Annotated in this window: 10 protein-coding genes and 2 tRNA genes; 9 read left to right on the top strand and 3 right to left on the bottom strand. The window is 69.8% G+C overall.

What is annotated here, in order from left to right:
- Nucleotides 1-142: 142 nt before the first annotated feature.
- The 5 genes from orn to AB0E94_RS16780 all read left to right on the top strand — a co-directional run bounded on the left by orn (nucleotide 143) and on the right by AB0E94_RS16780 (nucleotide 3,647).
- Complete coding sequence (gene orn / locus AB0E94_RS16800) at nucleotides 143-733, top strand: oligoribonuclease (RefSeq protein WP_360326992.1); 591 nt, start codon at nucleotides 143-145, stop codon at nucleotides 731-733.
- A gap of 78 nt (nucleotides 734-811) precedes the next feature.
- Nucleotides 812-887: transfer RNA gene (locus AB0E94_RS16795), tRNA-His, on the top strand.
- A 177-nt stretch (nucleotides 888-1,064) separates the two neighbouring features.
- A complete protein-coding gene (locus tag AB0E94_RS16790; protein ID WP_360326991.1) occupies nucleotides 1,065-2,312 on the top strand; it encodes a cellulose binding domain-containing protein in 1,248 nt (415 codons plus the stop codon).
- Between the two features lie 41 nt (nucleotides 2,313-2,353).
- Nucleotides 2,354-2,872 carry a SigE family RNA polymerase sigma factor gene (locus AB0E94_RS16785; RefSeq protein WP_360326989.1) on the top strand — a complete coding sequence of 173 codons (519 nt, stop codon included), beginning with the start codon at nucleotides 2,354-2,356 and terminating at the stop codon, nucleotides 2,870-2,872.
- On the top strand, nucleotides 2,865-3,647 hold the full coding sequence (locus AB0E94_RS16780) for a hypothetical protein (protein ID WP_360326987.1): 783 nt from the start codon (nucleotides 2,865-2,867) through the stop codon (nucleotides 3,645-3,647). Before AB0E94_RS16785 ends, AB0E94_RS16780 begins: the two co-directional genes overlap by 8 nt.
- Before the next feature lie 59 nt (nucleotides 3,648-3,706).
- On the opposite strand, the gene AB0E94_RS16775 is transcribed toward AB0E94_RS16780, so the two are convergent.
- Nucleotides 3,707-4,882: an Ig-like domain-containing protein gene (locus AB0E94_RS16775; RefSeq protein ID WP_360326985.1), complete on the bottom strand. Its 1,176-nt coding sequence runs from the start codon at nucleotides 4,880-4,882 to the stop codon at nucleotides 3,707-3,709.
- A 209-nt stretch (nucleotides 4,883-5,091) separates the two neighbouring features.
- Nucleotides 5,092-6,309 (bottom strand): Ig-like domain-containing protein, encoded by a 1,218-nt coding sequence (locus AB0E94_RS16770; RefSeq protein ID WP_360327143.1) that lies wholly within the window; start codon nucleotides 6,307-6,309, stop codon nucleotides 5,092-5,094.
- 139 nt (nucleotides 6,310-6,448) lie between these two features.
- On the opposite strand from AB0E94_RS16770, the gene AB0E94_RS16765 reads away from it, so the two are divergent.
- A tRNA-Lys gene (locus AB0E94_RS16765) sits at nucleotides 6,449-6,521 on the top strand.
- Between the two features lie 49 nt (nucleotides 6,522-6,570).
- Here AB0E94_RS16765 and AB0E94_RS16760 read toward each other — a convergent pair.
- Complete coding sequence (locus AB0E94_RS16760) at nucleotides 6,571-6,879, bottom strand: hypothetical protein (protein ID WP_360326983.1); 309 nt, start codon at nucleotides 6,877-6,879, stop codon at nucleotides 6,571-6,573.
- A 181-nt stretch (nucleotides 6,880-7,060) separates the two neighbouring features.
- Here AB0E94_RS16760 and AB0E94_RS16755 point away from each other — a divergent pair, with 181 nt between their 5' ends.
- Genes AB0E94_RS16755 through AB0E94_RS16745 form a run of 3 tightly spaced genes read left to right on the top strand, consistent with a single transcriptional unit; the run spans nucleotide 7,061 to nucleotide 13,310 of the window.
- Nucleotides 7,061-9,088 carry a hypothetical protein gene (locus AB0E94_RS16755; protein ID WP_360326981.1) on the top strand — a complete coding sequence of 676 codons (2,028 nt, stop codon included), beginning with the start codon at nucleotides 7,061-7,063 and terminating at the stop codon, nucleotides 9,086-9,088.
- Entirely contained in the window at nucleotides 9,085-11,949 is a 2,865-nt protein-coding gene (locus AB0E94_RS16750) for an ATP-binding protein (protein WP_360326980.1), read from the top strand. Before AB0E94_RS16755 ends, AB0E94_RS16750 begins: the two co-directional genes overlap by 4 nt.
- Complete coding sequence (locus AB0E94_RS16745) at nucleotides 11,949-13,310, top strand: hypothetical protein (RefSeq protein WP_360326978.1); 1,362 nt, start codon at nucleotides 11,949-11,951, stop codon at nucleotides 13,308-13,310. The genes AB0E94_RS16750 and AB0E94_RS16745 overlap by 1 nt, the downstream gene beginning before the upstream one ends.
- Nucleotides 13,311-13,318 lie beyond the last annotated feature (8 nt).

The following is a 13,318-nucleotide window of genomic DNA, read 5'->3' as shown; positions in this document are numbered from 1 at the left end:
GGGGCTTCGTCCGTTAAGTACACTTTACCCAACATTCGGCGAAGTGGGAAGTCGGGGCAACAAACCGGACAAACAGCACGTTGAGTGGGTCGGGCCAGGAACGTGCCGAACAGCGGCGCGTCGCCCGGCGTAGGCTGTCGGCGTGGCGGATCTTCTGGTGTGGATCGACTGTGAGATGACCGGTCTCGACCTGGGCAAGGACAAGCTCATCGAGGTTGCGGCTCTGGTCACCGATCCCGAGCTGAACGTGTTGGGTGAAGGCGTCGATCTGGTGATCCACGCCGACGACGCGGCGCTGGACGCCATGCCGCCGGTGGTGCGCGACATGCACGCCAAATCAGGCCTCACCGACGAGGTGCGGCGCTCGGCCATCACCATGGCCGAGGCGGAGGAGGCGGTTCTCGCGTACATCAGGGAGTATGTGCCGAACCCGCGGACCGCGCCGCTCTGTGGCAACTCGATCGCCACCGACCGCGGCTTCCTGGCCCGCGACATGCCTGCTCTCGACGCCCACCTGCACTACCGCATGATCGACGTGTCCTCGATCAAGGAGCTGTGCCGCCGGTGGTACCCGAGGGTGTATTTCGGTCAGCCGGCCAAGGGCCTCTCGCACCGGGCGCTCGCCGACATCCGGGAGAGCATCCGCGAGCTGGAGTACTACCGCCGCACCATCTTCGTCCCGCAGCCCGGCCCGGATGTGGAGACGGCGAAAGCGGTCGCCGCCGAGCTGTAGGTAACCCGCTCGACGGGTCCCCGGGGGTGGTCGCTATGATTGGGCGGCACCACGGGGTTGGATACCCGTGAGGGCATGGTGGTCGTAGCTCAGCTGGTAGAGCACCGGGTTGTGGTCCCGGGGGTCGCGGGTTCGAGTCCCGTCGATCACCCCATGTGAAAGGCCTCGTCATGAGACGGGGCCTTTCGTTTTGTTCCCGGAAGTCGGATTTCCTGTGGACTCGCTCCCATCATCTGGAAGTCCGGAAAATTTCTCGTGGGAGCGCGCAACCTTTTACGGGCGCCGAGCCACAGGGGTGTGGATCACTCGTCGTCCCCCAGGAGCTCCCCTCATGCTCGCCAAGCGCATCGTCGTACCGCTCTCGGTGCTGGCCGTCGGCAGCGCGGCCGCCGTCTTCGGTGTCCTCAACGCCGACGCCGCCGAGACCACCGCCTGTTCGGTCACGTACTCCGTCGTCAGCCAGTGGGGCTCGGGGTTCACCGGCGATGTGAAGATCAAGAACACCGGTGGGGCGGCGATCGACGGCTGGAAGCTCGGGTTCGCCTTCCCGTCGGGGCAGACCGTGGCCGGCGGCTGGAACGGCGCCTGGACCCAGAGCGGCAGCCAGGTCAGCGTGACCGACGCCGGGTGGAACCGGAGCATCAACCCGGGCGGCAACGTCACGATCGGCTTCAACGGCACCTGGACCGGCGCCAACCCGATCCCGACGGCCTTCACCGTCAACGGGGTGACCTGCGGCGGGGTCCCGGCCTCCCCGGCGGCCTCCCCAACAGCCTCCCGGGCGGCCTCCCCAACTGCCTCGCCTTCGGTTTCGCCCTCGGTTTCGAGGACGCCGACAACCTCCCCGTCCGTTTCGCCGTCAGCCTCGAAGAGCACGAGCGCCACCGGGCCTGAGGACTGCACCGACTTCGCCGCCCTGGTCCGCGGCAAGTTCTGGGTCAACAACAACGTCTGGGGCAAGGCCGACGGCACCGGCTCGCAGTGCGTCTGGGAGAACGGCCTGAGCGGCGACAACCTGAGCTGGGGCACCAGATGGACCTGGGCCGGCGACAACACCAAGGTCAAGTCGTACGCCAGCGCCGTCCTCGGCTGGCACTGGGGCTGGAAGGTGCCCACCGGCACCGGCCTGCCGGTCCAGCTCAGCGCGGGCAAGGCCGTCACCACCAACTGGAACTTCCAGGTCACCCAGACCACCGGCAACGTGATGAACGTCGCCTACGACCTGTGGCTGCACGACATCGCGAACCCGGACTGGCAGAACAACCCGACCGACGAGGTCATGGTGTGGCTGTACAAGTCCGGCGGCGCGGGCCCGGTCGGCACCAAGCAGGCGACCGTGACGATCGCCGGCACCACCTGGGATCTCTACCGGGGCAACATCGGCTGGGAGGTGTACTCGTTCGTGCGTACCTCGAACACCTCGGCGGCTGCTCTCGACCTGACCGGCTTCACCGACGATCTGGTGGCACGCGGATGGCTCGCCAAGACCAAGTATCTGTCCAGCGTGCAGGCCGGCACCGAGATCTTCACCGGCTCGGGCCGGCTGGACACCACCGCGTACTCCGTGAAGATCGGCTGATCCCGGCCGCCCCGTATCCACCGACGGTCAGGAACGATGAGTTGTCCGACCTTGGCACCGAATACGCTTTCCGGCGGTTCTTCGACGACCATCACGTCGACCTGTCCCGGCTCGCCTACCTGGTGACCGGTGACTCGCAGGCCGCCGACGACCTGGCCGCGGACGCGTTCGTGGAGGTGTGGCGGCACTGGGAACGGGTCCAGGCCGCGGACAGCCCGATCGCGTACGCCCGCGGCATCGTGACCAACCTGGCCCGCCAGTGGATCAGGAAGCAGACCAGGGAACGGTCCGGGTTGTTGCGGCTGGGCCTGCTGCGCCGCGAGCGCGGCGAGAGCGACACCCCAGCGGTGCTGGATGTACGGGCGGCGCTCCAGCGACTTCCGCAGCGGCGCCGCGAGTGCGTGGTGCTGCGGTACGCGTTCGACGTGCCGGAGCGGGAGGTCGCCACGATCCTCGGCATCTCGGTCGGTGCGGTGAAGAGTCACACCTCGCGGGGCGCGGCCCAGTTGAGTGAGTTCCTGCGCGGGATGCCGCTGATGATGGGAGGCCACCATGGCTGAGCGCCCCCAGCCCGATCTGGGTTCGGTGCTGCGCCACGAGGCCGACCGGCACCTGCCGGACCGGGGCGTGATGCTGACCCGGATCGTGGTGCGCCGCTCCGAGCCGGCCGCCCGCCGGTGGGCGCTGTCGCTGCGGCCGGTCGCCGCCGCGGCGTCGGTGGTGGCGACCCTGGTGGTCGGGTTCGCCGGGATCAGGCTGGCCGGCGACCGCCCGGACCAGGACCGGACACCGGCGGCCACCGAGGGTTCGCCGTCACCGGCGCCGGGCATCGCCTCGCCGTCCCCGCCGGCCCGGGACAAGACGCCGCAGCGGGAGGCGCCCGCCCATCAGGGGCCGGTGGAGAAGCCGCCGCCCCCACCGTCCACAGTCACCCCGGCCTGGCAGCCGGCCGACAGGTTCCTCAGTTCGGCCGCGGCCCTCGACACGCATTCGGTGGGCACCTGGGCGCAGGGCAACGTCACGCTCACCACCACCGAGCCGATGACCGCGCTGGACATGGTGATCAACGTGGCGAAGACCGCCGGGGTCGAGGACGCCGGGAAGTGGTCCACCATCCCGGCCGACATGATCACCATCACGGTCGCGGACGAGAAGGACCGGCTGGTCTACCGGTTCACCCTGAAGCAGGGCACGCTCGCGCCGGGCAGCTATGTCTTCGCCGCGCAGTACACACACGCCGCGGGCGAACGCAGCGCGGCCGCCGACACCTACGGGGCGCTGGCCACCGCCGCGTCCGGGCAGGCCGTCGTGACCGGCGCGTTCCCGCCGAAATGACTCAGGGCGGGCCCCCGAGTGATCGGGAGCCCGCCCTGAGGCGTGCCGGGGAAGAGCCGTCAGTTCAGGTAGCTGCCCTTCTTGAACTCTTCCCAGCTCATGTTCCAGACGGTCCAGCCGTTGCCGTTCTTCAGCTTCTCCTCGGTGCCGGAGACGGTGATCACGTCACCCATCATGGTCCGCTGGAAGAGCCACTCACCCAGCGCCTCGGAGACGTTGACGCAGCCGTGCGAGACGTTCCGCCGACCCTGCACACCCTCCGACCACGGGGCGGCGTGGATGAACTGGCCGCTGTACGTGATCCGCTGAGCCCAGTCGATGGGCGTCTTGTAGCCGTTGACCGGGTCCTCGTCGGTGGTGTCGAAGACGGTGTGCGCCGCCTTCTCCATGACGACCATGGTGCCGCTGGACGACGGGGTGCTCGCCTTGCCCAGGCTCACCGGGATCGTCTTGATGACCTTGCCGTCCTGCTTGACGGTCATCTTCTTGGTCTTGTTGGAGACCGTCATGATCATCTCGCGGCCGACGCTCATGTCGACGGTCAGGTTGGACCGGCCGTACCACCCGTCACCGAGTTTCACGCCCTTGAGGTTGACCGCGTAGAAGATCTTCGAGTTGGCCTGCCAGTACACCTTCGGCCGGTACTGCACCTCGGTCGCGCTGATCCACCGCCACGCGCCCTCCTGGGCCGGCGTCGCGGTGACCACCATCCGGCGCTCCACCTCGGCCCGGTACTTCTCCGGGATGGACCGGCCGAACTTCATGATCAGCGGCATGCCCACGCCGACCTTCTGACCGTCGGCCAGGAAGCTGGTCACCCGCACCAGGTTCGACGGCTCCTTCATGGTCGTGAAGGAGCTGGTGACGCTGTTGGTCTTGCCCTCGGCGCCGGGGGTGCTGACGTTCACCGTGTACTTCGTGTTCCACGCCAGGCCCTCGGCCGGGCGCCACACGTTCTCATCCTTGTCGAGGGTGCCCTTGACCTCGGCGCCCTTGGCGTTGGTCACCTTGACCTCGGTGTTCGCCGCGTCCTCGCTGTTGAATTTCACCTCGGACCAGAGCTCGACGTTCTTCGCGTCGGCCGCGGGAGAGGTCACCGCGACGGTGCTCAGCGTCGGCTCGGCCGCGGGGGCCTGCGACGCGCTGGTCCCCTCGGGGGTGTTGCCACCGCCCTGCCAGGAGGGTTCGTCGTCGCCGCTGCACGCGGTGGTCAGCAGCAGTGTGCCCGCGAGCACCGCGGCCACCGCGAGGCGCAGGCGCCCCCGGCCTCGGGATCGCCCTGCCGACCGAATTCCATACATCTCCATGGTCCCCTCACGGCGTCGTTCTCCCCGGCGCCCAATAGTGCTCCTAAAACAGCGTCGCACCAATCCCGGTTTCGTGCCGTGACCGGCCTTACGCCATCGATGTACCCCACCGGGGAGAAGAAACCACGAGCGATCTCTTACAGGGCGCTGCCCGCCTTGAACTTCTCCCAGCTCACGTCCCACGGCGTCCAGCCGTTGCCGTAGTCCAGCTTGTCTCCGGTGCCCTTCACCACGACCGGGTCGCCGATCAGGGACTTGTCGAAGAGCCAACGGGCGTTCGACGGGGACACATTGACACATCCATGTGACACGTTCGTGCGTCCCTGCGAGCCGGTCGACCATGGAGCCGAGTGAATGTACTGACCGCTCCAGGTCAGTCGCTGCGCGTACTCGATATTGGTGCGGTAACCGCTCGCGCCGTCGGTGTCGGTGGTGTCGAAGACGGTGGCCGCCTTCTTCTCCATGACCACCATGTGGCCGCTCGACGACGGGGTGCTCTTCTTGCCCAGGCTGACCGGGATCGTCTTGACCGTCTGGCCGTTCTGCACGACCGTCATCTTCTTCGAGGCGTTGTCGACGTTCATCTCGAACTTGCGGCCGATCTTGACGGTCGCCGACCGGTCCTGGTCGCCGTACCGCCCGCTGCCGGTGGGCAGGCCGCCGACCGCGATCCGGACCTTCATCGTGGTGCCGGTCTGCCAGTACTCCGGCGCCCGGTAGTACGCCTGCGTGCCGGCCTCGGTCCACGACCAGACACCCGGCTGGGCCGGCGACGTCTCGACGAACATCCGCTTCTGCACCGCGGCCCGGTCGGCCTTCTTGATGCCCGGGTTGAACTCGACCACGACCGGCATCGCCACGCCGTAGGTGTTGCCGTCGAACAGGTACAGCCCGGTCCCGGTCTCCCGGCCCGGCGCGCCCATCGTGGTGAACGACGTGGTCGCGGTGGTGCTGGTGCCGTCCGTGCCGGTGGCGACGACCTTGGCCGCGTACCGCTGCTTGGTCTTGAGGGGTTTGTCCGGCACCCACGCCGACCTGTCCTCGCGCAGCTTGCCGGCGACCGCTTTGCCCTTGGCGTCGGTGAGCGTGACCGAGGACACCTCGCCGTTGCCGACCTTGACCCCGATCTCGGCGCTGACCGGCACATCCTTCTTGTTGGCGGCGGGCGTGATGGCCAGGGTGACCGGCCCGGCGGCGGTGGTGCTCTCGGTGACCGGGGCGGACGCCCCGGAGCTGGCGCCGGCGGACGGGCCCGGCTCGGCGAAGGCCGGCTCGGAGTCGTCGCTGCACGCGGCGGTAGAAGCGATCAGGCCGATCGCCATGATCGTCGCCAGTGAGCGGCGGAGGACAACCATCGTCAAGCCCCGTTCTTTAGTTCTCAGCGCAGACATACTGACGCACCGGCGCAACCGACGGGTCCCCCTTCCGGGGGTTGGCGGCCGATTTCAAGGATCTTCACAGCCCGTGCTAACGTTTTTCTCGTTGCACGACAGCGCGCTGCTAGCTCAACTGGCAGAGCAGCGGACTCTTAATCCGCGGGTTGTAGGTTCGAGTCCTACGCGGCGCACTCTCTCGACGACACAGAAGCCCCGGCCCCGGTCGGGGCTTCTTGCGTGTCACGGGCCGATCGTGTCGACCCGGCCGGTGCCACCGCAGTCCGGGCACACGGTGGCCGGCGAGTGCCGGTCCTCGAATCCGTCACCGGTGAAGTTGAAGGTGCGTTCCGGCTCCTGGTTGAGCCACCCGGTGCCGCGGCAGCGCAGGCACCGCGGCTGCCGGCGTGGCACACTCCATCCATGTCGGCCGATGCCGAAGATCCGCCCGACGATGTGGATCAGCCAGCGGCCCACCCTGGCGACACCGACCAGTACGGCCACCACCCCGATCAGCACCAGCACTACGACAGCCAGAAGGACCCACTCCATGCGGCCATCTTGCAGGCCGGGCGGGTCGATGTCGTCGGCTGGTGTCACTACTGGGGGGAGGACCGTTCGGTCAATCAATGCCGACTTTCAACCAACAGACCTTTTCAAGTGCCTGGGCCTGCGGCGAGACTGCCGACCTGAGTACATTCCGTCTGCGCGCTTTCGGAGGGCGTTCGCCAATATGACCACTCCTGTGCCGATCTCCGATCATCTGCCCAAGTTGGCCACCCCCGGGGAACGACTGGGATGGATCTTCAACGACCGTAATCTGTACCTGCGCAAGTTCATGGAGCCGGTGCCCCAGCCGCCCGCCGCGCCGGAGTACCTGTTCGCCAAACTGGCCCGCGCGCAGCACAACCTCACCAAGAAGATGCTCCAGGTCGCCGGCGGCGGTGTCGGCCTCGCCGTGCTGATCAGCTGCTGCGGTGGCAGTGCCGCGGCGAGCAGCAGCAGCGGTGGCGGCGCGGTCGGCTTCCTCGCCTTCCTGGCCTTTGCCGCGGGCATCGGCGGCGCCGTCTGGCTCGGTCTCCAGCCGGGCCGGATCAAGGCCGAGATCGCCAACGCCCAGCAGCAGCTCCAGTACCAGTACCAGCAGGCCTACGCCGCCTGGGACCAGCGCCGCCAGCACCACGAGTACCAGCAGCGCCAGGCCGTCGACGCGATGAACGAGTGGGGTGCGGCCACCCCGTCGCACAGCACCCGCCGGGTCGACATCATCGGCGGCACCACGTACGGCTGGGAGGCCGTGCTCACCGTCTTCGGCGGATCGCTGCTCGCCACCCGCGGCCCGATGGTCCTCGTCGACTTCACCGGCGAAGCGCTCTGCGGCGAGCTGCTGACGCTCGCGTCGATGACCGAGCGCACCGTCCAGCAGTTCCGGCTGCCCTCCGAGATGTCCCGCTTCGACCTGGTCGCCGGCCTCGGCGCCAACGAGTTCGTGGACTGCCTCGTCGAGTCGATGTTCGGCGACGCCACCGGCTCCACCCGGGCCGAGCGCAGCCAGGACACCATGCTGCTGCGTGAGGTCTGCGCCGTCCTCGAGCCGTCGATCAGCGTCGGCCGCCTGCTCGCCGCCCTGCGTGTGCTCACCGACCGGCCGGTCCAGGCCGCGCTCACCCCGGACGAGGTCGACCGCCTGCTCGACCTCCAGCCCGACGAGGCCCGCCGGCAGATGCACCAGCAGTTGCGCCGGATCGAGGCGTTCCTGCACCCGCTGGAGGAGATGGGCACCGAGTCGGCGGCGCCCGGCGAGGCCGACCTGACCTGCCTGATCGCCGAGGGCAACCGGCGCAACGCCCAGGCCGAGCTGCTCAAGGACCTGCTCGTGCAGTGGCTGGCCCGCCGGGTCCGGCAGGAGAGCGGCCCGATGGGTTCGCTCGTCCTGATCGGCGCCGACGAGGTGAACCACCGGGCCATCGAGAACCTCAGCACCCTCTGCGAGCGGCGCGGCATCCGCCTCGTGCTGTTCTACGCCCACCTGCGGGAGCACACCCTGCAGACGATCGGCGGCGGCGAGGTCGCGCTGATGCGGCTCGGCAACCACACCGAGGCCGGCCAGGCCGCCGACTTCATCGGCAAGGGGCACAAGTTCGTGCTCTCCCAGCTGACCCGCACGCTCGGCGGCAACGAGACGCACACGATCGCCGACACGCACGGCGAGTCGGAGACGCACGGCGGCTCGTCCGGTTGGAGCCGCAGCCACACCAGCGGCCACGGCGGCGGCAGCAGCACCTACTCCAGCAGCGGCGGCACCAACTGGAGCCAGACCCGCAACTGGAGCCAGACCGAGTCCAACGCCCGTGGGAAGAACTGGAGCGACGCCCAGGCGGCCCAGCGCGTCTACGAGTACACCGTGGAGCCGCGTGTCCTCCAGGACCTCCCCGAGTACGCGATGGTCCTGGTCAAGAGCGAGGGCCGGGGCGCCGTGGTGCAGGCCGTCGAGGTCAACCCGGACATCGTCACCCTCCCGCGGGTGTCGATGCAGCCGATCGACCTGCTGCCCCTGCCGGACCGGGCCGAGGCCGTCCACCCGGCGACCCGCCAGCCGAGCCAGGTCACCGCGTCCCAGCCGCAGCCGCTGGCCGCGCACGACACCGGCGCGCAGGACGCCGACACCGCGCTCAACGGCTGGGGCAACGCCATGCCGCAGCAGCCCCAGTACCAACAGCAGCAGCAGCCGTACCAGGGCCCATGGGGTGGCCAGCAGTGACGACCGGCGCCGCCGGGCTGTTCGAGCAGTTCCCGGTGACCCGGGTGCTCGAACTGCCCCGGCGCCCGCCGAACGGCCGTGACGACCAGGGCGACTCGGTACGTCGGCAACGGCTGGCCGCGATCGTCTCGGCGTACCACTCCGGCGGCGGGCTGCTGCTCGGCTGGCACCGGGCCGCCGTCGGCGGGCCGATCGAGGTCTTCGCGGCCGGTGGCGTCACCGGCGAACCGGACCACGACCAGCGGATCCCACTCTCCGTGCCGCCCGGCGGGGTCGGCCGCCGGTACGCCGGTGGCGATCTGACCGGGCGGCTGCGCGCCGTGCCGGTCTGGACCCGGGTGGCCGGGCTGACCGACGGGCTGCTCGTCGAGGACGAGGCGCTACGCGACGGCGACCTGCGACCCACCCTGGACGAGGGCCTGCTGCACGTCTGGCACGGCCCGTTCAGCTGGTTCGTGCTCGCGATCCCGGAGCCGGCCGCCGAGCTGGCCACCGCCGCGCGGCAGATCGCGCTGGAGGAACGGCAGGCCCAGTCCAAGTCCCAGTCGGCTGAGCACGCGGTGGCCGCGGCCCGGCTCCAGCGCCGCCACCGCGAGCTCCAGCAGGGCCGGTCCACCGGCATGTGGCGGGTGCACCTGCTGGCCGGCGGCGACACTCCGGCGTCCGCCGCCGCGGTGGCCGGGCTGCTCTGCGCCTCGGCCGACCTGAGCCACCAGCCGTACGCCCTGATGCCCTCCGGGGTCTTCGGCGACCTGGACAAGATCCTCGCCGCTGAGGACGTGCCGGACTCCCCGGTGCTCGGCAGCTCCCACCTGCTCGCCTCGCTCGCCGTCGCCCCGATCGACGAGGTGCCGGGCCTGCGCCTGGCCACCCGGCCGGACTTCGACGTCACCCCGGAGACCACCGGCCGTGGCGGCCCGGCGGTCACCGTCGGCGCGGTGCTGGACCGGGCGGAGGCCCCGGCCGGCGTTCTCGAGGTGCCCCGGACCAGCCTCAACCGGCACACGTTCGTCACCGGGGCCACCGGCGCCGGCAAGTCCCAGACCGTGCGCAACCTGCTCGAATCGGCCAGCGCCCAGGATCTGCCGTGGCTCGTCGTCGAACCGGCCAAGGCCGAGTACCGGCAGATGGCCGACCGGATCGGCGGCGACCGGGTGATCACCATCCGGCCCGGCGACCCGGACGCGCCGCCGGCCGGGTTCAACCCGCTGGAACCGGCCGCCGGATTCCCGTTGCAGACCCACCTGGACCTGACCCGTTCGCTCTTCCTGGCCGCGTTCGAGGCCGACGAGCCGTTCCCGCAGGTGCTCAGCGCCGCCCTGACCCGCTGCTACGAGGACCTCGGCTGGGACCTGGCGCTCGGCGAGCCGCGAACCGCCGGACACCGGCCCCGGTACCCGACGCTCGGCGACCTCCAGCGCACCGCGGAACTCGTCGTCGACCAGATCGGGTACGGCAAGGAGATCACCGACAACGTCCGCGGTTTCATCCGTGTCCGGCTGTCCAGCCTGCGTCTCGGCACCACCGGCCGGTTCTTCGAGGGCGGGCACCCACTGAACCTCGCCGAGCTGATGCGCCGCAACGTGGTGTTCGAGATCGAGGACGTCGGCGACGACCGGGACAAGGCGTTCCTGATGGGCGGGCTGCTCATCCAGCTCACCGAGCACCTGCGGGTGGAGACCCGGCGCGACCCGGCCCTGCTCCGGCTCGGGCTGCGGCACCTCAGTGTCTTCGAGGAGGCGCACCGGCTGCTGCGGCGTACCGAGGGCGGGCCCGCCTCGCACGCGGTCGAACTGTTCGCCGCGCTGCTCGCCGAGATCCGCGCCTACGGCGAAGGTCTCGTGGTGGCCGAGCAGATCCCGAGCAAGCTGCTGCCCGACGTGATCAAGAACACCGCCGTCAAGATCATGCACCGGCTGCCGGCCGCCGACGACCGGGAAGCCGTCGGCGCCACCGCCAACCTCACCGAACGGCAGTCCCAGTTCCTGGTCACCTTGCAGCCGGGCACCGCAGCCGTCTTCGCCGACGGCATGGACCAGCCGGTGCTGGTCCGGATGCCGGACGGCTCGGCCCGCGAACGCGGCGGGCTCACCCCGACCGCCGGCCCCGGCGCCGTCATCGGCCGGCGCAGCGCGACCTGCGGCGGCGAATGCCTCTCCAGCGCGTGCACCCTGCGTGACATGCGGTCGGCGCAGCGCCTGCTGGAGGACGAGCCCTGGCTCGTCGCCTGGGCCGAACTCGCCGTCCTCGGGCACCTCACCGGCTGGCCCACCCCGGTACCCCGGGCCCATCGACTCCGGCCCCTGCTGGCCATGCCGCCCCGGCTGCGGGACTGTGCCCTCTCCCACGCGGTCGACGAAGCCGTCGAGACCCGGTCGGCGGCGCTCAGCGACAGGTCCGATCCGGCGACGCTGGCCGGGCACGTGACCGGGGTGCTCAACGGCTTCCTGCGCGGCGAGTTCACCTGCGCGGCCGAGGAGCCGCAGTTCCTGGCGCGTCGCTACCGGTGGTCGCGGATCGCCGACGTCCTCGGCGCCGCGGCCCGCGCCGACTCCGCCGCCGCGCGCCATCCCCGCTCCGCGGAGTGGCGGCAGGCCAACGGCCGGGACATTCCCGGAGAGACGGTGGGCGCGCAGGCTGCGGCGGTCCGGGTCTGGTTCGACGAGGACATCTCCGATCCGGAGGTACGGCGTACCGTCGCACTCGGTCGACGGGCCCCCAGCGCGCTGGAGAGAGCGGTAGGGTGCTCGTTCGGTGAGCCCGAATGGGCCGCCCGGGCCGGTGCGCTGATCGACGGCGACTTCGCCGGCTGCGCCTGGCCGGCCCGCTTCCTCCTACCGTCCGTGCGGAGTGGCGGCTGATGGCCGAGAACGTCCAGGAGACACGCCCGCCCGAGCCGCCGCCCCCGCCGCCGGAGCTGCCGAAACCGACCGAGGAGCAGGTCAAGGCGGAGAACAGCGCCGATCCGGTCGGTGTCGACGAGAACCAGCAGGAAGCCCAGCAGGACACCAGGAACACGGCCCAGCAGGAGTACGCCAAGGCGCTGGCCGAGGACGACTCCGGCAACGGCTCGCAGAACTCCGAGTCGAACGGTAGCGAGTCGAACGGTGGCGAGCCGAAAGGCCTGGAGCCGACCTCGGAATTCCAGGCGCAGCTGGATTCCCGCCAGGAGCTGGGCCTCGACCCGGCACAGCCCACGCCAGAGGTCCAGTCCCAGTTGGACGATTTCAAGGCGAACAAGGACCTGAGCGCCGAGCCCGACCCGGAAGCCGCCACCATCCCGCAGGAGACGCCGCAGGCTCAGCAGGAGACGCCGGATCCGTTGGCGGAGCAGCCGGATCCGTTGCCTGAGACGCCCGATCCGTTGCCTGAGACGCCCGATCCGTTGGCGGAGCAGCCGGATCCGTTGCCTGAGACGCCGGATCCGTTGCCGGAGAACCAGTCGGTTGCGGAGACCGGGCAGTCCGTCGATGTGAACGAGGGGCAGCCGGTCGAGACCGGGGATCAGGCGCAGAACGCCGCCGGCGAGAACGGCTCCTCAGGCCAGGGCGACCAGGTCGACGCACACGACGACACCGCGAACACCCTCCAGTCCGAGCTGGCCAAGGCCCACGAGGGCGGCGACCAGAACGCCGAACCCGAGCCGGACCAGAGCGCTGAGCAGGACCTGAAGGCGACACCGATCGAGGACCGGATGGACGTCGATCCGGAGACCACGGAGCGCATCCAGGAGATGCGGGCCGAAGGGCACGGTGTGCAGCGTCACCTCGACTCGACAGACCAGCAGGCGATCAACCGGCTGGGCGAGCCGGTGCGGGACGACACGGGCGCGCCGGAACTGAAGACGAGCGGCCAGGTGAAGGTCGAGGACAACAGCAAGATCGATCCGATGACCGGCTCGAACACCGACGGTGTCAGCGGCGGCGAGCACAAATGCGCGAAGGAGACCTCGACCTTCGACTCGGCCGAGGACTACGCGGCCGCCGACGCCCATGCACGCGAGCTGCTCAAGGGCGAGACCATCCCGGTCGGTGAGTTCCCGATCAGTGACGTGCTGGGCGAGGATGGGCATGAGCGGATCAAGTGTTACACCCTCGACCCGCAGACCGGCGACCCGCAGCGAGTCGACCTCGAAGGCGGATCGATCAAGGCCGTCTACGAGCACGGGGCGGACGGGAAACTCCATTTCGTTACGATGTATGCCATGCCGAAGGCTTCTTGAGGAGTGTC

This window comes from Actinoplanes sp. NPDC026670, from assembly GCF_040638175.1.
Lineage (GTDB): Bacteria > Actinomycetota > Actinomycetes > Mycobacteriales > Micromonosporaceae > Actinoplanes.
Note: the sequence above shows the minus strand (reverse complement) of the source record. Positions and strands in the feature narration are given on the sequence as shown.

Bases quoted from the DNA above. Each gene is read 5' to 3' on its own strand.
- AB0E94_RS16770 (WP_360327143.1), bottom strand. From the start codon at position 6,309: ATGGTTGTCCTCCGCCGCTCACTGGCGACGATCATGGCGATCGGCCTG.
- AB0E94_RS16760 (WP_360326983.1), bottom strand. From the start codon at position 6,879: ATGGAGTGGGTCCTTCTGGCTGTCGTAGTGCTGGTGCTGATCGGGGTG.
- AB0E94_RS16755 (WP_360326981.1), top strand. From the start codon at position 7,061: ATGACCACTCCTGTGCCGATCTCCGATCATCTGCCCAAGTTGGCCACC.
- AB0E94_RS16780 (WP_360326987.1), top strand. From the start codon at position 2,865: ATGGCTGAGCGCCCCCAGCCCGATCTGGGTTCGGTGCTGCGCCACGAG.
- AB0E94_RS16745 (WP_360326978.1), top strand. From the start codon at position 11,949: ATGGCCGAGAACGTCCAGGAGACACGCCCGCCCGAGCCGCCGCCCCCG.
- AB0E94_RS16790 (WP_360326991.1), top strand. From the start codon at position 1,065: ATGCTCGCCAAGCGCATCGTCGTACCGCTCTCGGTGCTGGCCGTCGGC.